Source organism: Staphylococcus sp. GDY8P67P (genome assembly GCF_017892545.1).
Taxonomy (GTDB): Bacteria; Bacillota; Bacilli; order Staphylococcales; family Staphylococcaceae; genus Staphylococcus; species Staphylococcus ureilyticus.
Genome location: NZ_JAESLH010000029.1, coordinates 1 through 21,605 on the forward strand (window position 1 = coordinate 1; position 21,605 = coordinate 21,605).

General features: G+C 35.1%; 17 protein-coding genes, 1 tRNA gene and 1 other RNA gene. 4 read left to right on the forward strand and 15 right to left on the reverse strand.

Translation table 11 applies throughout. From position 1 onward, the window contains the following. Window positions 1-418: 418 nt before the first annotated feature. The 11 genes from recR to gltB form a co-directional block, all read right to left on the reverse strand. On the reverse strand, window positions 419-1,015 hold the full coding sequence (recR, locus tag KA833_RS10655) for a recombination mediator RecR (protein WP_046206986.1): 597 nt from the start codon (window positions 1,013-1,015) through the stop codon (window positions 419-421). A gap of 4 nt (window positions 1,016-1,019) precedes the next feature. Beyond that, entirely contained in the window at window positions 1,020-1,337 is a 318-nt protein-coding gene (locus tag KA833_RS10660) for a YbaB/EbfC family nucleoid-associated protein (RefSeq protein ID WP_210128390.1), read from the reverse strand. Between the two features lie 89 nt (window positions 1,338-1,426). After that, window positions 1,427-3,136, reverse strand: coding sequence for a DNA polymerase III subunit gamma/tau (gene dnaX / locus KA833_RS10665; protein ID WP_046206987.1), 1,710 nt, complete (start codon window positions 3,134-3,136; stop codon window positions 1,427-1,429). Window positions 3,137-3,195: 59 nt separating this feature from the next. Next, window positions 3,196-3,726 (reverse strand): GNAT family N-acetyltransferase, encoded by a 531-nt coding sequence (locus tag KA833_RS10670; protein WP_046206988.1) that lies wholly within the window; start codon window positions 3,724-3,726, stop codon window positions 3,196-3,198. Window positions 3,727-3,907: 181 nt separating this feature from the next. Beyond that, window positions 3,908-4,177, reverse strand: an RNA gene (gene ffs / locus KA833_RS10675) — signal recognition particle sRNA large type. Window positions 4,178-4,248: 71 nt separating this feature from the next. Next, window positions 4,249-4,974 (reverse strand): trehalose operon repressor, encoded by a 726-nt coding sequence (treR, locus tag KA833_RS10680; RefSeq protein WP_064209971.1) that lies wholly within the window; start codon window positions 4,972-4,974, stop codon window positions 4,249-4,251. 30 nt (window positions 4,975-5,004) lie between these two features. Beyond that, the gene (gene treC / locus KA833_RS10685) at window positions 5,005-6,639 is read right to left on the reverse strand and encodes an alpha,alpha-phosphotrehalase (RefSeq protein WP_210128384.1); all 1,635 of its coding nucleotides are present in this window, start codon (window positions 6,637-6,639) and stop codon (window positions 5,005-5,007) included. An 88-nt stretch (window positions 6,640-6,727) separates the two neighbouring features. Beyond that, on the reverse strand, window positions 6,728-8,155 hold the full coding sequence (gene treP / locus KA833_RS10690) for a PTS system trehalose-specific EIIBC component (protein WP_210128383.1): 1,428 nt from the start codon (window positions 8,153-8,155) through the stop codon (window positions 6,728-6,730). Between the two features lie 327 nt (window positions 8,156-8,482). Further along, window positions 8,483-8,575: transfer RNA gene (locus tag KA833_RS10695), tRNA-Ser, on the reverse strand. Window positions 8,576-8,635: 60 nt separating this feature from the next. Continuing rightward, complete coding sequence (locus tag KA833_RS10700) at window positions 8,636-10,099, reverse strand: glutamate synthase subunit beta (protein WP_064209968.1); 1,464 nt, start codon at window positions 10,097-10,099, stop codon at window positions 8,636-8,638. 18 nt (window positions 10,100-10,117) lie between these two features. Continuing rightward, entirely contained in the window at window positions 10,118-14,617 is a 4,500-nt protein-coding gene (gene gltB / locus KA833_RS10705; protein WP_210128382.1) for a glutamate synthase large subunit, read from the reverse strand. Between the two features lie 141 nt (window positions 14,618-14,758). Between gltB and gltC the strand changes: the two genes are divergently transcribed. The 3 genes from gltC to KA833_RS10720 all read left to right on the forward strand — a co-directional run bounded on the left by gltC (window position 14,759) and on the right by KA833_RS10720 (window position 17,625). Beyond that, window positions 14,759-15,646: a glutamate biosynthesis transcriptional regulator GltC gene (gltC, locus tag KA833_RS10710; RefSeq protein WP_210128381.1), complete on the forward strand. Its 888-nt coding sequence runs from the start codon at window positions 14,759-14,761 to the stop codon at window positions 15,644-15,646. Window positions 15,647-15,727: 81 nt separating this feature from the next. Beyond that, window positions 15,728-16,840, forward strand: coding sequence for a YibE/F family protein (locus tag KA833_RS10715; protein ID WP_046206995.1), 1,113 nt, complete (start codon window positions 15,728-15,730; stop codon window positions 16,838-16,840). Further along, window positions 16,837-17,625, forward strand: a complete 789-nt coding sequence (locus KA833_RS10720) for a YibE/F family protein (RefSeq protein ID WP_064209965.1) — start codon at window positions 16,837-16,839, stop codon at window positions 17,623-17,625. Before KA833_RS10715 ends, KA833_RS10720 begins: the two co-directional genes overlap by 4 nt. Window positions 17,626-17,811: 186 nt before the next feature. Here KA833_RS10720 and KA833_RS10725 read toward each other — a convergent pair whose 3' ends face one another. The 3 genes from KA833_RS10725 to KA833_RS10735 all read right to left on the reverse strand — a co-directional run bounded on the left by KA833_RS10725 (window position 17,812) and on the right by KA833_RS10735 (window position 20,048). Further along, window positions 17,812-18,444, reverse strand: coding sequence for a hypothetical protein (locus KA833_RS10725; protein ID WP_210128380.1), 633 nt, complete (start codon window positions 18,442-18,444; stop codon window positions 17,812-17,814). A gap of 739 nt (window positions 18,445-19,183) precedes the next feature. Further along, a complete protein-coding gene (locus KA833_RS10730; protein WP_107520760.1) occupies window positions 19,184-19,654 on the reverse strand; it encodes a GNAT family N-acetyltransferase in 471 nt (156 codons plus the stop codon). Between the two features lies 1 nt (window position 19,655). After that, window positions 19,656-20,048 carry an NUDIX hydrolase gene (locus KA833_RS10735; RefSeq protein WP_070657465.1) on the reverse strand — a complete coding sequence of 131 codons (393 nt, stop codon included), beginning with the start codon at window positions 20,046-20,048 and terminating at the stop codon, window positions 19,656-19,658. Window positions 20,049-20,228: 180 nt separating this feature from the next. Between KA833_RS10735 and KA833_RS10740 the strand changes: the two genes are divergently transcribed. Continuing rightward, window positions 20,229-20,498 carry a hypothetical protein gene (locus KA833_RS10740; RefSeq protein WP_019467864.1) on the forward strand — a complete coding sequence of 90 codons (270 nt, stop codon included), beginning with the start codon at window positions 20,229-20,231 and terminating at the stop codon, window positions 20,496-20,498. Between the two features lie 124 nt (window positions 20,499-20,622). Here the strand turns inward: KA833_RS10740 and KA833_RS10745 are convergent, their stop codons facing one another. Then, window positions 20,623-21,588, reverse strand: coding sequence for a LysM peptidoglycan-binding domain-containing protein (locus KA833_RS10745; protein WP_210128379.1), 966 nt, complete (start codon window positions 21,586-21,588; stop codon window positions 20,623-20,625). Window positions 21,589-21,605 lie beyond the last annotated feature (17 nt).

Below are 21,605 nucleotides of genomic sequence, written 5' to 3' on the forward strand. Positions count from 1 at the left end.
TTCAGTTTTCAATGTTCATTTGTTTCAATCACAAGAATTAATTCTACAGGTTTTAGCTTTGAAAGTCAAGAACTTTTTAAAATTAATTTTAAAGCTTGTTTTGAAATATTGTTTTGTGTGTCGTTTTGTTTCGTCCGACAAGTAAATACTATACACGCTTAAAACGCTTTGAACAACAGTAAAATTTACACTTTTATGTAAAACCAAAAGTATAACTTCTTCAATTCACATACTTTAAAATCTCAAAAAATACATAAAGTTCGTTTTTATCACTTCATCATGAGGTTTGTTATCGAAAAACAGCTGATAAACCTCTATAAAACAAACTTTACTATTTATTAAAATTCTTTTCGAAAAATTAAAGCTACCTTAAAAAAAGGTAGCTTCGGTTTCATTTGAATTTACAATTGAGCATTTACTACATCTCTGTTCTGCCCATAATCGCTTTTGATAAGGTTACTTCATCCGCGTATTCTAAATCTCCGCCGACAGAAAGTCCTTGCGCTAATCGAGTTACTGTTAGACCAATTGGTTTGACCAGTCTTGATATATACATTGCTGTTGACTCACCTTCCAAATTGGGGTTCATCGCTAAGATTAACTCTTTTACTTCGTCATTTTTCAAACGATTAATCAGACTTGGAATATTAATATCTTCCGGTCCTATGCCATCCATCGGAGAAATAGAACCATGTAACACATGGTACAAACCTTTATATTCACGCATTTTTTCCATAGCGATTACATCTTTATCGTCCTCAACTACACAAATAATTGAGCGATCTCTCTGTTTATCCTGGCAAATATAACATGGATCTTGCTCAGTAATATGCCCGCATTCACTACAATAGGTAAGTTCTCGTTTAACATCGACTAAAGCTTTAGCAAATTGAACGACATCGTCTTCTTTCATATCTAATACATGAAACGCCAGACGTTGGGCTGTTTTAGGCCCAATGCCTGGCAGTTTCATGAAACTGTCGATAAGTTTGGATATTGGTTCTGGATAGTGCATACAATCACATTCCAGGAATATTTAAGCCTTGTGTATGCTTACCTAAGCGTTCTTGAGTAAGTTCATCAGCTTTATTCATCGCTTCATTAGTAGCAGCAATAACTAAATCTTGTAACATTTCAATGTCATCTGGATCAACTGCTTCTTCTTTAATTTCTACATCGAGAACTTCTTTGTGACCTGATACTGTGACAGTCACCATGCCACCGCCAGCCGTACCTCGTACTTTTTCTTCTTTTAATTTTTCTTGCTCTTCATTCATTTTCTTTTGCATTTTCTGCATTTGTTTCATCATTTGTTGCATATTTCCGCCACCGCGCATATATTTATCCTCCTTAAAAACTTCAATCTCAACTGATTGTATTTCATCTTTTGTCTCATTATACATGCCTTTTAATTCATTGTCATGTATCACTCTTCATCTATGACATTTACTGTATTTTCTCCAAATAAGTCCTTCGCCTTTTGAACGACATCAACATCTTCAGGTGACGTTGTTGTCGCTGTTCTGTTTTCCTCGGCACTTGTACCTTGTTTACGATTTTGAAGATATTCTGTCCTTACCCTCATCCACTGGTCTGCTGGGACACCGACTACTTTCACTGTTTTATCTATAATGTTACATACTACGTTCTCAATATTCTCTCTTTTTTCATCATCTTTATTTACAATCTCACAATGTATTTCTTCTTCGAATTTAATCAGTACATGGGTTTCACTTGCTGCCACTGGTTCTGAATTTTGAAGAAGACTTACTAATGACTTCATATCATTACTCTTAGCGTGATCTATAACTTCTTGCCAGTGGTCTTTAAGTTGCTTAATATCTTCTTTGTTAGCTTTGTCTAACACTTTGGCTATTTGTTGCATTGAAAATGCATTTTTCGATTGTGGACCTTTACTAGCTGTTTTTTTAGCTTGTGGTTTGGCACTGTTAGCTACGACGCCCTGTGATTTTAAAGTTTTTAATTCATTTTCTAATTGTTCCATTCGCTGTAACAATACTTCATTATTAGGCTCACTGGCTACACTCGTTGTAGCAACAGTTTGCACATTTTCAGGTTCTCCTTTAATCATTTCTGCTATTTTAACTAATAATACTTCAAAATGAACGCTTTGATTGACACTAAATCTGATTGAAACAAGCGTATCATTAATCACGTCAATCATTTTATATAAAGTATCCAAGTCAAAATGCATCAGTGCATCATATTCAGAGTCCATATTAGATGTCTTATTCATAATGGTATCTCTTACAAAATAAATCATATCGTTAATCAAGCGATTTACTTCTTTACCTTGTGCAATAAATTGATGGTAAGTTGAAAATGCAGTTTTTACATCTCCTTCAACTACCTCTTTCAGTAAATCATTCAACGCTTGAGCATCTACACTACCAGTTACATTCAACGCGTCTTGTAATGTAAGGTGTTCATCGCCAAAAGCGATTGCTTGGTCCATAATGCTTAGCGCGTCTCGCATACCGCCTTCAGAAGCTTTAGCGATAAAATCTAAGGCTCCATGATCATATTCTATCTCTTGATTGTCTGCTACGAATTGCAAACGTTCTACAATTTCATCATGGCTAATTGCTTTAAAATCAAATCTTTGCGCTCTTGAAATAATTGTCGGAGGTATTTTATGTGGTTCGGTAGTCGCCAAAATAAAGATTGCATGGGCTGGTGGTTCTTCTAAAGTTTTCAACAACGCATTGAAAGCGCCTGTTGTTAACATATGAACTTCATCTATAATGTATACTTTGAATTTTGATTCACTTGGTGCGTATTTAACTTTATCTCTGATATTTCTAATTTCATCCACACCATTATTACTAGCAGCATCTATTTCAATCACATCTGAATTCGTTCCGCGCGTAATACCTGTACAAATAGCGCATTCATTACAAGGTTCTCCATCAGAACGTTCTAGACAGTTGATAGCTTTCGCGAATACTTTTGCGATACTTGTTTTACCTGTTCCTCTAGGTCCGCTAAAAATATACGCATGTGATTGTTTTCCTTTTGAAATTGCGTTGCGCAATGTTTTAGTTACATGTTCTTGGCCAACTACATCTTCAAAACTTTGGGGCCTGAACATTCTATATAAAGCTTGATAATTCACCTTTGCACCTCCAATAACATTCAACAACTATTATATCACTGTGCTTTATATTTTGAATATTAATTAAATGCCTCTGGATAAACTACATTACCATTTGGTTGCTCAACAAGTTGTTCCCACAAGAATTTAACCATAAAGTATTTCGATGGCACATCAAACGGACTATAAATTTGATAACGGCTCGCCTCTTCATAACCTAACATACCATAATATCCAGGATCTCCAAGTACAATGATTGTCGTATAATCTTGCGCTTTTGCACGTTCCTCCACTGCTTGGACAAGGGCTTTACCTATACCTTTACCTCTGTATTTCGGCAATACGGATAAAGGGGCTAACGCTAAGGCGGTAAAGCGTGTTTCATCGTTAATTATCTCTATTTCCGAAAGCATCACATGACCAACGACATCACCTTCATCTGTCTTAGCAACAACTTCCAATTCGTAATTATATTCTGTCGACGCTCTAATTTTCAAAACTAAATCTTGTTCATCATGGTTGGACTCTACGACGTTTTCAAAAGCGGTTTTTATTTCCTCTAAACTTGCGTCATAGTCATTTTCAGTTAATGTACTTAAATAAATTTGCATATGTCGTTCCTCCAAATTCACTAAATTCAATTTTCAGCAGTTACAATCAGAATGATATCGTTGCAGTTCGATCAATTAAATTAATGTATCGCTCTTATTTTAATATAAAAAAAGAGTGACTGCTATCAAAAGATAAGTCACTCATAATATATGGTTAATTGTATTTATTTAAAAATTAAAACCGTGCACCTTCGCTTCGAATACGTATCATAAACGTAACCAAAGTCGACAGCTAAATCTCGGCAACCCTACGGCACATACGATGATCCACTTAATGCTGCTTCCGTCAGGACCTGACATGGTTCATGGGTTCATATTGCATAGGACCGAAATCTTCAAACACTACGTGCTTTGGGCAGACTTCACAAAAACGTAGCCTCAGCGAAGGAATTAAGTCTCGCATAAAGCGGATTTCGAGTACAGGGAACCGCTACCTCCCCACCTAGCACGGCAAGATATATCATACTATAAGGTAATGACTGATTGCAAGTCATACAATTCATTATTTTATAACTTATTTCATTAAATTTTATGACGTCTCGAAAAATCGTTAAACTTAAATTCTGTAGCTAAATGTTTGGAAATATTATATTGAAATTTTGTCGTATCCTTTAAATGGACGATTCCTCGGACCGTAGCAGTATACGACGGCGTTACATCTCCAAATATTTCATATTCTAAATCACCAAATGATTCAAAAGTGATAGATTTATTAGAGTAACTAATTTCTAGTTTCAATGTTTGTTCTATATAATGGTACAACGAATCTTTAGCAATATGCATCGTTATATTAGGAACGATTTTTTCTACTAAATAATCTTCATCGATAATTTTCACACGATGATCAATCTTTCGCGTTCGAATAATATGCCACAATGTCTCACTCTGACGCAAGCCCAAAGCGCTTTTTACTTCTGGCGCTTCACTAGCAGGTATGCGTTCTAATAATCTAACTTCAGTCTCGTGACTCAGACCTAACCCTTGTTGAACTTCCCTGAAACTGGTTAAATTCGCAAATGGGAATTCTGTAATACCTTGATAGATGACAACTGAACCTTTACCTTTTATTTTCTGAATCATGCCATCTCTAACAAGTAGATTAAGCGCTTTGCGCACAGTTTCGCGAGAAGCATTATAGTCGAATACCAATTCATTTTCTGAGGGCAATTGAGCGCCATAGGGTAACTTTGATTCGATGATATCTGTGCGTAAATTTTCATAAATCGAAATAAATTTTTTCTGTTTCATGTGATTTCACTCACTGCCTTTTACTTTAAATTATTGTCTAACTACTATGGCACCAAATCCATCTATTAAGCCATTCTCAATCGACCCATTTTGTAACATGACTTGCCCATCAACGTTTAACGCTTTTGGTAGTTCAACTTTTGCTTTTGAAAAGTTAGCAATCACCAACCATGTTTCATCTTCATGATGACGTTTATAAATAAACAATTCATCGTGATCCATGTAAAGTGGCTCAATATTTCCATAAGTTATAATATCATATTCGTGACGTAGCTTTATTAATTTTCTATATGTTTGTAAAATAGATTGGTCGTCTTCTATAGCTGCTTCAACGTTAATTTCCTTATAATTATCAGGAATATCAATCCAAGGTGTACCGGAAGTAAAACCTGCATTTTCACCATTTGTCCACTGTACAGGTGTACGAGAATTATCACGAGATTTTTGTCCTAAAATCGTTAGAATCTCTGCTTCTGGATAACCTTCACCTTTTAACTTATGATATGCATTTAAAGATTCTATATCTCTATACTGGTCAATATCATTAAAATGAGGATCTGTCATGCCAATTTCTTCACCTTGATAAATATACGGCGTGCCTTGGAGCATGTGCAAGACGATGGCTAACATTTTAGCACTACTTTGACGTAAGGCTTCAGTCGAATCATCACCGAACCGCGTTACCACACGTGGTTGATCATGATTACACCAAAAAATGGCATTCCATCCGCCACCGTTATAAATACCTATTTGCCATTCCATTAATATTTCTTTTAATTTATGAAAATCTAATTTAGCGTTTGTCCATTTTTCGCCATCAATATAGTCTACTTTTAAATGATGGAAATTAAACACACTACTTAGCTCTTGACGTGCAGGATCCGTATACTGGATACAATTTTCAATCGTTGTTGAAGACATCTCACCCACCGTCATCATATCTTTACTACCAAATGTCTGCTGATTCATTTCATGTAAATATTCATGCACACGTGGCCCATCAGTGTAAAATTCCTTTCCTACCTTTTCTGAATTTTTAAATTCACCTTTTGAGATTAAGTTAATGACATCGAATCTAAAGCCGTCTACGCCAAAGTCAATCCAATAATTAATTACTTTATAGAGTTCCCGACGTACTTCTGGATTATCCCAATTTAAATCTGCTTGTGTTACATCGAATAAATGTAGGTAATATTCATCCGTTTTGTCATCGTATTTCCAAGCATTACCACCAAACTTCGATTCCCAATTAGTTGGTGGTTGATTATCCGCTGACCGCTTAAAGAAATAGTAGTCTCTGTACGGGTTACTTTTATCTGAATATGCTTGTTTAAACCATTCATGTTCTGTAGAAGTATGGTTAATGACGATATCCATCATTATTTTTAAATCGCGTCGATGCGCTTCAGCAATCAACCTTTTTAAGTCTTCAATCGTGCCAAATTGTTCGTTCACTTTATAATAATCACTAATATCATAACCATTATCATTCATAGGTGATTCATAAATAGGCGTTAACCAAATATAATCCACACCCAGATATTGTAGATAATCTAACTTTTCAATTATGCCGTTTAAATCTCCCTCACCATTACCTGTCGTATCATTAAATGATTTGGGATAAATTTGATAAACTACCGATTTTCTCCAATCATTGACTACCATTTGATTACCACCTTATCTTTGTATTTTAAATTAAGAAACTCGCTAAACAAACTTAGCGAGTTTAGTTGTACTTATCTATTTGCATTAACTATTCTTCTACTATTTCTTTCGCTTCTTCTTTACTAAATTTCGAGAAGATCACAGTTAATATTGCTGGTACTACCATTGCCAGAACAGTACCTATGCCATAAATGAGCCAAAAATCTTTTTTAATAGAAATGATAGCTGGTACACCACCAACGCCAACATTACCTAAGACACCGATTGCACCTATGATAGCACCTATCACACCTGAAGTTAAAATCGCTGCAACAAAAGGATATTTCAACGGTAAGTTCACACCAAACAACGCTGGTTCAGTAACACCTAAGAAACCTGATACGCCAGAAGTCATTGCCAAGCCTTGTTCTTTTGCCATTTTACGTCTTTTATAGACGAACCATGCACCGAATGCAGCCGAACCTTGACAAATATTTGAAATCGCTAAGATCGGCCACAAATATGTTCCTTTAAGACTGCTTCCCATCAGTTGGAAATCAACCGCTAAGAACATATGGTGTAAACCTGTAATCACTAGAGGTGCGTAGAAGAATCCATAAATTGCGCCACCTAACCAGCCTATATGTTCAAACACAAATGTCACACCGTTTGTAATCCCTGTTCCTAGCCATAAAGCAATTGGTCCTATAACGATAAAGGCTAAGAAACCAGTGATTAATAAGGCGACGGGACCAACAACTAACATCTTGATTGAATCATGCACATATTTACTTAAGAATTTTTCAATTTGCGCTAATACATAAGATGCTAATAAAATTGGTAAGACCTGACCTTGATAATTCAGTTGTTTAATTTCTAAACCAAAGATATGCCACGCCGGAATGTTACCTTTACCTATGTCATATTGTGAAGCGAGTTGCGGATTCATTAAAATCAGACCTAATACCAAACCGAGTATTTGACCCCCCCCAAACACACGCATACTACTCCAACCAATTAAAGCCGGTAAGAATATGAAGGCAGTATTCGCGATAACATTAATGATATCTGCAAAGTCCCCTAGCTGTGGATATTGTGCCACCAATGCCTGCTTCCCAAACAAGTCTTCCATCGTTAATACATTATAAATCCCTAATAATAAACCAGCAGTTACGATAGCTGGTAAAATCGGAATAAAGATATCTCCCAATAACTTAACCAATCTTTGTATAGGATTGCCTTTTTGAGCTGCCGCTGCTTTAGCATCATCTTTAGAGGCACTTTCTGCCCCAGTTTCTTCAATAAATTGTTTATAAACTTCATCAACAGTACCTGGTCCAATTACAATTTGATATTGATTGTCAGCTTTGAATTGTCCTTTAACCAAATCATTGTTACTCAGACTCTCTTTATCTACCTTATCATCATCTTTCAAAACAAGTCGCAAACGCGTCACACAGTGTGTTGCTGTGTCCAAGTTTTCTTTGCCCCCAATAGCCTTGACGATATCTTGAACATCTTTCTTTTTAACAGCCATGATGATTCCCTCCCTTAAACTTTAATATTATCCAGAGTATAACTTGTATAGACAAGTTTTGCAAAGGCTTTCACTCAACTCACAAAAAAGGTCTATACGGAAATTAATTTTTAATTTCCGTATAGACCTATTTCAAAAAATATATTGTTTTGCATTTGATGTAATCATTGCATTATGTTTAATAACCTGTGACACAAGCAATAGTAAGACGATATTCACTATTCGTCTATTTTTTTCATCATTGACTTTAAAAACAAAAAAGACAAACACTTTATATTAAATAAACGTTTGCCTACTATATTTATTAGTCTTGGTATTTAATAATAATGGCGGAGGAAGAGGGATTCGAACCCCCGCGGGCCGTTAAGCCCCTGTCGGTTTTCAAGACCGATCCCTTCAGCCGGACTTGGGTATTCCTCCAAATGAACACAATAATTATAATATTATAGCCCATTAAAAAAGTCAATTATAATTAAAGTATTACACCAATGTTTTTTCATTTAGGAATTCATCCACTGCACGAGCGACTGCTCTTCCTTCTTGAATAGCCCAAACAACAAGACTTTGACCTCTTCTTGCATCACCTGCCGCGAAAATATTTGATTGATTCGTTTTAAAATCTTTATTATCTGCGACAATTTTATTTCTTTCAGTTTGTATATCAAAAGCATGTGGCACAGTAGTTTCTGTACCAATAAATCCAATGGATAACAGTACCAAATCAGCTGGCCAATGACGTTCTGTACCATCGACAACCACCATACCATCCTCTGTTTCTTCAAGTATTTGTGTATAAACGCCTGTTACATTACCAATACGATCCACTTCGTAACGCATCGTTTGCACACCATATGCTCGTGGTTCAAAACCAAAACGCGCTTCATATTCGTTATGCGCATAATCCATTTTAAACACAGGCATTGCCAACGGCCAATACGTATTTTCATCAAATTCAATGGCTTCTGGTTGCTTCGTGTATTTGTTAAATTGAACGATAGATTTACAATTTTCTCTCAATGCAGTTGCCACACAATCTGCACCTGTGTCACCTGCACCAATGACAATCACATTTTTTCCTTCTGCGGAAATGGACGGCGTTTCAATTTCACCATTTAAATATTCGCCTTGTTCTGTTAAGTAATCCATAGCAAAGTGAATACCCATGCCCATTCGGCCTTCTAATGGTAAATCGCGAGCATTTTGTGAGCCTGTACAAATAATAATGGCATCAAATTGTTCCTCTAAACTTTCTTTGCTGATGTCTACCCCTATTTCCGTATCAGTGATAAAGGTGATACCAGATTGTTCCATTAATTTAATTCTACGTCGCACGACCGCTTTATCTAGTTTCATATTGGGGATCCCGTACATTAACAACCCGCCTGCTTCACGCGCACGTTCATATACAGTTACCCAATAACCTAATTTATTCAATTCATCTGCAGCTGTTAAGCCAGCCGGACCGCTTCCTACTATCGCTACTGATGCTGCTTTGCGCTCACTTGGTATCGTAGGTTCGACCCAACCATTTTCAAAAGCTTCATCTATAACGGTACGTTCAATCCCTTTTATCGCAACAGATGCTCTATTTATCTTCATTACGCACGATTGTTCACATGGTGCCGGACATACGCGTCCAGTAAATTCTGGGAAGTTATTTGTCTCGTTCAACCGTTCATATGCTGTCTTGAAGTCTTTTTGGTACACTAAATCATTCCATTCAGGAATGTAATTTCCAATAGGACAACCAATTGTTTCTCTACCATGTGGCTCACCTGTCTGACAAAATGGTGTACCACAATCCATGCATCTCGCACCTTGTTCTGATGCTTCTTCTTTGGTAAACCTCTGCTGAAAGGGTGCGTGTCCTTTCAAACGTTCTACTAAAGACAATTCAGGCAAGGGTTGTTTGTCATAACTCATAAATCCTTTAAATTCCCCCATACTCAGTCCCCCTTCAATTTAATACACAGCCGTTAATTGTTGTGCTGGTTCTAAATGTGTTCTCTTGTCATTAAAAGCATTCAATAACGCTTCATCTTGCTGGTTAGATTCGCGCTTTTGCAATTCAATTTTTTGCATCATTAATTTATAATCTTTTGGAATGACTTTTACTACTTGATCAACTACAGATTCAAAATGGTTTAATATATTTTTAGCTTTAGCGCTATTTGTATAAAGTAAATGGTCTTCTAACATTTCTTTTACAACATTTTTTTCTGCTTCAACAGTGATTTCGTCGAAGTCTAAACTGTCTAATTGATGCGCTTCTTTAAATTTTTCAACATCAGATGGGAAGATATAAGCGACGCCCCCACTCATACCTTGACCAAAATTCTTCCCGACATCTCCAAGCACAATGACACGTCCACCTGTCATATATTCAAGACCATGATCACCAATACCTTCAACAACTACTTGTACACCACTATTTCTAATACAGAATCGTTCACCAGCTTTACCATTAATAAAAGCTTTGCCATATGATGCACCATAGAAACAAACATTGCCAATTATAATTTCTGATTCTCGTTGTTGCGTCGGTGCCTTAACAATCACTTTACCGCCAGAAAGTCCTTTACCTACATAATCGTTAGCATCACCCGTGTGATGTATTGTTAATCCTTGAGGTATATAGGCACCTAAACTTTGACCAGCATGCCCTACCGTATTGACATAAATACGATCCTCAGGCAAACCGTCGGCACCGTGGATATCAGTAATCATACTGCCAGTAATGACACCCACGTCTCGTTGTTCATTTTTTACAACATAATTGCCAGTAAATGACTTATGATGCTCAATTGCTGATTGAGCATCAGGTAATAGTTGCGTTAAATCGAAACCTTCATCAAGATGATGATTTTGCACAATATTTTTATATCTTTCACCGTCGTGCTGATATAATAATGCTTCTACATTCATAGAAGCAGCTTTAGGTCTTTGTTGGGATAAATTATCTTTTCGTTTTAATAAGTCTGTGCGACCCACCAATTCATCTACCGTGCGTAATCCAAGTTCGGCTAATATCTCCCTTAATTCCTCAGCAACAAAATGCATAAAATTAACCACGTGATCTGCTCTACCATTAAATAACGCGCGTAAATCTTGGTTTTGAGTAGCAATACCTACTGGACATGTATCTTTATGACATACACGCATCATGACACAGCCAAGTACGACTAAAGGTGCTGTTGCAAAACCAAATTCTTCAGCTCCCAACGCACACGCATATGCCACGTCTTTACCTGTAAGTAATTTGCCGTCTGTTTCTACAATCACTCTCGACCTTAAATTATTCATCATCAGAGTTTGATGTGTCTCTGCTAAGCCAATTTCCCAAGGGACACCTGCGTGTTGGATACTTGTTTTAGGAGAAGCACCCGTCCCACCATCATATCCACTAATCACAATTTTATCTGCATAAGCTTTAGCTACACCTGCTGCAATTGTTCCGACACCAGTTTTAGATACGAGCTTCACTGTAATATTTGCGTTTTTATTAGCATTTTTCAAATCATGAATTAATTGTGCTAAGTCTTCAATTGAATAAATATCATGATGTGGCGGCGGGGAAATCAAGCCAATACCCGGCGTAGACCCTCTGACTTCAGCAATCCACGGATAAACTTTAGAACCAGGCAACTGCCCGCCTTCCCCTGGTTTAGCTCCCTGAGCTACCTTGATTTGTATTTCTTTGGCATGTTGTAAGTAGTGACTCGTCACTCCAAATCTTCCGGAAGCAACTTGTTTGATTGCACTAGATCGATTTCGACCTTCATCATCCACCACAAATCGTTCTGGGTTTTCTCCACCTTCACCACTATTACTTTTACCACCCATTTGATTCATTGCTTCAGCAAGTGTTTGATGTGCTTCTTCAGAAATAGAGCCATAACTCATCGCACCTGTATTAAAACGTTTAACGATTTCAGTCGTTGCTTCTACTTCATTGATATCAATCGAGTCTTGCTTTTTAAATTCCATTAAATGACGAATATGATCTGTACGTTGATGATTGACTTCATTTGAAAATGTTTTGAACTGTTCATAATCATTTAAACGACACGCATGTTGTAGTAAGTGAATTGTCGTCGGGTTAAATGCGTGATGTTGACCTTGCTTACGCCATTGAAACGTACTGCCAGATTCCAAGTACTCGCTCTCAGATGATTGTCTTGCTTTATTTTCTTTATCTATCAAGTTTATATCGATACCAGATAACTTGGTTTGTGTGCCTGTAAAATACTGGTCAACCACATCTTGCGACAAACCTACCGCTTCAAAAATTTGTGCTCCTTGGTAACTTTGAACGGTAGAAATGCCCATTTTAGCCATTACTTTTATGACACCTTCTGACAAAGTATCTGTATATGTTTGGACATTTTCAGTAACCTCTCCGTTTAAGCGTCCTTTATCTACTAAATTTTCTATTGTACGTTGCGCTAGATATGGTACGACTGCATTCGCCCCATACCCTAATAAACACGCTACATGATGCACCTCTCTCGTTTCACCAGAAAGTGCGATGATGCTTGTGCGCATGCGTAAACCTTTTCTGATTAATAACTGATGCACATGACTGACCGCAAGCAATATTGGCATTGCATAACCTTGCTCTTCTACTAATACACGGTCATCTAAGACAATGATTTCATAGCCATCTTTTACTGATTGAATTGCTTGTTCCCCTAAATGGTCTAACGCCAATTCTAAATTTTCTTGATACAATGTAGATAAATGCTTAACTTTAAACCTACTGTCGTCAATCGTTTTTAATTGCGCCTCAGTTAGCACCGGTTTTTTCAATTGAATTCTGTTCAACACATCTTCATTAGGATTTAGTAAATTACCTTCTGAACCTAGATAAGACAATTCACTTGTCACTATTTTTTCTCTATATGCATCAATTGGCGGATTGGTAACTTGTGCAAAAAGTTGTTTAAAATAATTAAATAACGATTCATCTTTTTCATTTAAAACAGCAATTGGAACATCATACCCCATAGCACCAATTGGATCTTTCTTACTTTCAATTAATTCTGTCATATATTTGTCGATTTCTTCTTTCGTATAAACAAATTGCTTTTGTAACCTTGTTAAAGTTGTTTCATCCCAATCCGATGGTGTCACTTTTACATGATTTAAATCTAAGTCTATTTTAAATTGATTTAGCCAATTCTCATATGGTAATTCATCAGCGATACGTGCTTTTAATTCATTATTATCAACTACTTTTTGTTGTTGAAAATCAACTAATAATAATTTACCTGGATTGAGTTGGCCTTTAAAAGCAACTTGTTCTTCCGGTACATCTACAACACCCACTTCTGACGAAAAAACAATGTAATTATCTTTAGTGATTGTATAACGTCCTGGACGCAAGCCATTTCTATCTGTTAGCGCACCAATTTTCTCCCCATTACAAAAAGAAATCATTGTCGGGCCATCCCACGGTTCCATTAGGTAACTATAATATTCATAAAAAGCACGGACATTATTGTCATTCGCCGTATTATAAAGCCAAGGCTCCGGTATCATTAACATCGCTGCTCTTTCTGGTTCCATTGCTAAAGATAAAAATTCTAATGCGTTGTCTACAATAGCAGAGTCACTACCGTCTTCATCAATGATTTCCTCTACTTTATGTTTGTTTTCACCAAAAATACTTTCAATGAGATCATTTTGTCTTGCGCGCATCCAATTTACGTTACCTTTAATGGTATTAATCTCCCCATTATGCATTAATAATCGGTTGGGGTGTGCACGTTTCCAACTCGGAAAGGTATTTGTACTAAAACGGGAATGTACAAGTCCAAGTTTTGATATATAATGCTCATCATTTAAATCTTGAAAGAGTTTCTTAATTTGATCAGAACGCAACCACCCTTTATAGACGATTGTTTTATGAGACAAACTTGTAAAATATAAATCTATTTGTTGTTTTTTAGCATATAATTCAATTTGCTTACGTGCTAAAAACAATGCTTTTTCTATATGCGTTTGATTATTTAAGGCGATGAATACCTGTTGTATATATGGCATTGTTTGAGCTACATGTTCGGCAATGGCATTGACATCAACTGGTACGTCTCTATAACCAATAACATTCAATCCTTCGCTTTCAAAGTAACGATTAAACGTTGCTTCATGCTTTGAATTTTTTATCTTCTCATTTGAAAAAAACATGCCTACTGCATAATGACCTTCTTCCGGTAATTCAAAATCTGTTTGTTCAGAAAAATACCCAAAAGGAATCTCTGTCATGATACCGGCACCATCACCAGTTATACCATCTGCACCAATTCCTCCACGATGATCTAACCTACGTAGCATTTCCAATGACTTTTCAACGATATCGTGTGACCTTTCATTATTCATATTGGCATAGAATCCAATACCACATGCATCGTGCTCTTCACGACTATCATATAACCCCAATTGCTTACCATATTCGATCATAACCCTCACCTCTTTTTCGAAAATTCTGAATATTAAATAAGTATAGTAAACTATATAGTAATACATTAATCTATTCAATATATAAAATAGATGATATTATTCTAATAATTCGAATAATATTAATATGTTGGGGATGGTTATATGGAAATTAAACAATTGAAATATTTTATAGAAGTTGCAAAAAGAGAACATTTATCAGATGCTGCATTAGAACTTAACATTGCTCAATCTGCCATAAGCAGGCAAATTACATTATTAGAAAAAGAGTTACAAGTGACGTTGTTTAACAGAGAAGGACGTAACATACATATTACCGAAGAAGGACAACAATTGTTTTCTGAAGCAACCAAGATTATCGAACAACTTGATAACACAGTACGTTTATTTCATAACCAATCTGAAACAGAGCATTATATTATACGTATTGGTTACGTTGAAAGCTATATAACGCAGGTATTAACCTTATTAATGCAATCCTTTGAAAACGAAAGTAAATCTATCATTCAGCCTATTTTAATGGAAGAGGACGATATATTTGGAGCTTTGCTCACAGATAAAATTGATATTGCTTTTACTGCTATGTCAGATGAACTCAAACAACACCGTTCTTTAAAAGTAAGCCCTTTATTTGAAGAAACATTTCATGTCTATGTACCTAAAGATGACCCCATCACTATGGCTACAAATCCACCTTTAGTACAATTTTCGAATAAATCTATTTACGAATTATATCCATTACCAACGAAAATCAGACAAGCATTAGTAAAAACAACCAAAACACCTATACAAACGATCACACATCATCAACTAGCAGAATATATCCTAAGCAAATCGCGTGGTTACATCGTCACAGCTTCTTATCATTTGCTAACAAAAAATCTACAAAAATGGGAAAAAATATCTTTAGAACATACTGCATTGAAAAGAACCATTTGCCAAGTTGTTCGACTAGACAATCGAAAACACGATTTACAATTTTTATTAGAACTCATTGATAAATTATTAAGTAGGAGCACAACTTATCATTAATCATATGCATAAAACTTTTGAATTTAAATCGTTGTGAGCGTATAATCGCATTGTCTATATAGAGAGGACTGAAACAAAACAATGCCTTTTAAAACGTTATTTAAACGGCCTTTTGATTGGGTCGTCTTGATATTCATGATCTTATTTTTAGCTGTATTTATTTTCACATTTTTCAATGACAGATTTTACGATACACCAATCGGTCAAATCACAAAAATCGAAAATAAATCCACATCACACATTACGGATGATAATCACAATAAAGATACTAAATATAACCAAACCCTAACACTTAAAATTTTAAACGGGAAGTTCAAGGGGCAAACGACGAAGATACCACACCATTACATCGCATCACAAGCTGATAGTGAAGCATTCTCCAAACACAACAAAGTTTTGTTACACATCGGCAAGCATCTAGGTGATACTTATATCATAGAAAAGAAACGAGATAGCCTCGTCGTTATGATAACTGGAATATTTTTATTAACCGTTTTACTGGTAGGTCGAAAAATCGGTTTACAATCGATACTGTCTTTAGTTTTCAATACTATTGTTGTGCTCTTGGCTATCTACTTACACAGTAAATTCCCGAATTTAAACTTATTTGCACTTATGAGTATCGGTGTCATTTTCAGCACGATATTCACTTTACTCTTAGTTACTGGTTGGCGATGGCGAACGTCAATTACGATAGCAAGCACTTTATTAGGGACTTTTATTTGTGTTGGTGCTACCCAATTAGTTATTGAATTAACAGGCGGTGCTGGCTTAAAGTTTGAAACTATGAGTTTCTTAACTTTGCCTCCTAAGGACGTTTTCCTCGCTTCTGTTATGATTGGCACACTCGGTGCTGTCATGGATGTTGCTATCACAATAGCAAGTGGCATGGCTGAAATATTACGCAGAACGCCTAACATCAACATGACTCGTTGGGCGCTCGCAGGACGTAATATTGGCCAAGATATTATGGGGACAATGACAAATATCTTATTATTTTCATATTTATCTGGTAGTCTTCCAATGTTTCTGATATATCTTAAAAATGCCAATACAGTTACTTATACAATTTCCATGAATTGGTCATTAGAAATTTCCCGGGCAATTACTGGTGGTATTGGCATTGTTTTAACTATTCCAATCACTATTTTATTAATGCAATTATGGTTTAAAATGCGAGGTGCTAATCAGTGAGCGTCATAACAATCTTAGGTTTTATACTTTTCTTATTAATGGCAATCTTTGGAGGAAAAAAAGGAATCATCTCTTATTTAACACTCTTTTTAAATTTTGTCATATTATTAATCACTGTTATTATCATTATGCTCGGTGCACCTATTTATCTTGTAACACTGATATTCTGTATCGTTATCGCAGCATGTAATTTATTCGTTTTAAATAGTTACAATACAAAAACCAAAGCAGCATTTTGCGCGACGATTATTACTACTTTATGCTTGATAGTCTGCATTTATTTATCAGTATCTATCGGACATTTACAAGGATTTACGACCGAGCAACAAGATGAAACGTATATTTTTTCTATGAATATTGGCATTGATATGGTGAAATTCATGGTGTTCACAGTAGTGCTTGCCGTCATAGCTGCGGTGATTGATTTAGCAATAACAATCAGTTCACCCATGTATGAGCTATACGAAACCAACCCAACTTTATCAAGCAAAGCATTGTTTCAATCTGGTATGCGGGTAGGACGTGAAATTTTAGCTACATCTGCAAACACAATTTATCTAGCCTATTTTGGTGGGCAATTAACGTTATTCTTTTGGTTTTTTAGATTGAACTATTCTTTTGGACATATCATCAATTCTAAAATCTTCGCACAAGAATTTATATCCATTCTTCTAGGTGGTATCGCTGTTGCAATCAGCATCCCTATTACTGCTTGGATAACTGCACTTTTAATTAAATATCAAAAAAAGCGTCATCCAGAACACACACATCAATCGTCACATTAAAAAGTGAAAAGGAAGTGGGACATCATTAAATGCCTCCCACTTCCTTCTTAAATTTGTATAATTATATAATGCATATATACTAATTTTTATAATTAAAGCTTTTTTCCATCCTACAATGGCACAAATTTTTCAGCTTTTATTTGTGAATTTAACTTTCCAAGCGTTTTTTCAACGCAATGATATCATTTAAAGTTCTTGCAATTTTTCATTTAATAACCGTATTTTACGTTCTCGTAACTTTGTGTAATATGCGATATCCTCTTCTCTTGTTTGCAGTGGGAATATATAATAAATATCTTGATAAAAATCAATATTAAATTTAGTACGTCTACCTTCCAATACAATTCTCGAACTACTAGGTTGTGCTAAGGATAATTCATATTGGGGCATCACACTATGGTACACATTGACTATCTTCCCATCTTTGATTAAATCTGAAGTATTGATAAATTTAATCTCTATATGGTTTTCATTCGCTAAACTTCTCGTTAATAATGCTAACATAATGTCACAAAACATAATTGTCATAATCCCTTTGTTTTCAAAAGGAGGTGCCACCTCTAATTTTTCAATGTATACCTTTTCAGTTTCATCAAAATGATCAAATCTAGAACTAAATGTATCGTAAGCTTCATTTTCATATCTAGTAATAACGCTTGTCGCAATATAATCAAATGAAGTACCTTTCAAATAATAGTAACATTCCCCAAAATCTACGAACCTTTGATATGTAAAAGGTTTTATTTCTTCATTAAAATTTTTACACATAATATTAAATGGACTCACATTTTGGCTCACATTGTTACGTTTTATAAGCATAAAATAACCTCCTATTACATTGTTTTTCATCATAATAGTTGGCTATCGCAATACTCGCTGTCGACACACATAGAAAAACACCCCACATCAAATGTGAAGTGCCAAAGCTCATGTTTACTTTTCAACTTAAGAACAATGATTATTAATCAATAAAATAATCTACTATTTATGTCATGCTAAACTTTTAAAAATCAAACTTCTACAAAGTATCATCTAAACTTATGACAGCAGACAACATTAATAAATGACTTTCAACCATAATATCTATTAAGCTCTACGTACAATCTCATATGCGAAGCACTTGCAAAAGCCAATCTTAACGGTTTAAAAATGATTTTTCATAAACCAAACTGCACATCAAGAAGTTCAAATAAAAATCTTCGGTTCATATTGTCTATTCAATCTAATCATGCTTGAGCAATTCAGTTTAACAGCTTATACATTCAAAATAATCATATCCTTATTTTATATTATTTATATATTTAACATTTAATAACCAACCATAGCAGATTTTCATATTTAAATAAACATAATTGATTCATCTAAATTTAAATAATTATAATATATTTTTAATTCTGCGTTTAAAATCTTCAAATTTAATTATAGTTATCAATTTTTTACTCTTATTTATTTTCCATTTGTAACTCTATTACGCAACCACATTTATCAAGTTTTTCACGTAAAAAAACGTCGCAAAGTCTAACAAACTCTGTTAGCTCTCACGACGCAACTTTTAATTTCAACAACTTTGTTTCATTATGTAGACAGGTTTGTTTTCTAATAACGTTTCCCCTACGATTTCATAATGATTTTGAATATAAAGTTTTCTAGCCAAATGGTTATCTGTATTAACCGCTAAATAAATTTCATTGATCGTCGGATAATACCGCTTGATATATTGAGGCAATGCTTGCATAACCTTTTTACCGTACCCGAATCCTCGATATTGACTATCCACACTAAAAGATCTAAAAAATATTGCATTTGGGTTTGTAGAATAAGGTTTGATCCCTTCACCTTCATGTAACGTAAAAAAGCCAACACATCGATCTTTGTCATCATACACTAACGTAGGGTGACGTTCTTGATCTCGATTTGCCAAATCAATATTTTCCAAAGGGGTTTTAGTGAATTTACGATCTTCTTCCAACAACGTAAATTTCTCTAAATCAGAAAATAACAATGTATGATACGGTCTTAATTTCACCATTTTAGATACCCGCTTCTTTAGCATATTCAATCCATGTAAGCACGGCAGGTGCAATTTTTTCTGTTTCATCTTTTTTCATCCACTTTATATCAGTAATTTCTTGTGCTGGTTTTACTGATGACCAATCAATTTCAAAAGATGTTGAAAAACAATTTAACTCCGTCTTTTTATCTTTTTGGGGATAAGCATCTCCTACAATTTTCCCCATATATGTAAAGGTTTCTTCCGAGATATCCAACTGTAATTCCTCTTGTAATTCTCTTCGTAAAGCTTGTTTTAGGGATTCTCCTGAATCTATTTTTCCACCTGGAAAATAATATTTATTTCTGTTTCTAGCTTGTACTAATAACAACTTGTCATCTGATTCAACTACTAAGCATACACATTTAATCATAACTAACGTCTCCACTCCCCCTCATGAATAAACATCATAATCAAACTATTTTTGTACTTTCAGCACTTATGTTATCATATTTTCTTCCTTGAAAACATTTGGTATCTCTCTCACCATAGAGTTTAATTTATTTAATGTTATAATAATAAAACGGATTTTATAAAATGGAGGATTTCATTCATGGCTAAAAAAACAAAAATTAACCGCATTTCAAATACAATTAATTTCATAGGTATTGCCGTAGAAGGCTTTAATTGGTATGCATATCAATCAAAAAATAAAAAATTACTATACACGAGCATGGCTATTACAAGTGTGGGTGCAGTCTTAGATTTCTACACTGCCTTAAAATCACCTAAGAAATTCGCTAAAATATTTTCAACATTCACTTTGGCAAGTACGTTGTTCTCAACTGCCAAGCGTATAAAATCATTACGTCAAGAACCATAAATATAAACCGCACATCAATGTGTTATAAAATTTCATAAAAGCAAAACAAACGTCAATTTCTATATAATTAATAGAAATTGACGTTTATGCGTGAGTGTCAAAAATATTTATTTCTTCGACAGCTTTAATGAATATATTTATATGAACTTACTTGAGATGCTGGAATTGTTCTATAAGTGACGATGCCAGGCGAAGCACTGTAGTTCATTTCAGAAACCGTAATACTACCATTTGAATTTACAGATTCTACAAATGCTACATGTCCATAATATCCAAGGTCACTTTGTAAGATTGACCCTACAGTTGCTCTATGATCTACTGTGTAGCCATCTCCTGGTGCAGCGTTGTCCCAATTATTAGCATTCCACCAATAAGTACTAATCCCTTTACCGATTTGAGCACGTTTATTAAATACATGCCATGTACACTGACCCCAGTCATATAAATTTGAATGATTGAATACCGGCGTTTTATAGCCAGTTGAACCTGTTGAGCCACTAGATGACGATGCAGTACCAGATACTTTTAATTTTTGTCCTGGATAGATATTAAAGTTTTTAAGACCATTCAAACTCATGATTTTTTGATAAGTCGTACCGTATTTAGCTGCAATCGCCGATAATGAATCGCCTGATTTCACTGTGTATGTCGTTGTGCTACCTGATGCAGTTGAACCAGTTGTTGACGTAGATGTTGATCCAGATACTTTTAATTTCTGACCTGGATAGATTGTAAAATTCGAGAGTCCATTTAAACTCATAATTTTTTGGTATGTCGTCCCATGTTTTGCAGCAATCGATGACAATGAATCACCTGATTTCACTGTATATGTTGTCGCACTTGAGCTGCTTGTTGAAGTGCTTGAAGTTGTAGTCCCTGACACTTTCAATGTTTGATTTGGAAAAATCACATTCGATGTCAAATTATTCAATGATTTCAATTTTGCTATTGAAATATTATATTTATTCGCTATTGACCAAAGAGAATCGCCACTTTTGACTTTGTATGTTGTAGCTGCATCTGCATTTGCAGAGTTAATAGCTGCAAGCGCACTTGTCCCAATTACAGTTGCTATTATTTTTTTATGCACTTATGTTAACCTCCCAA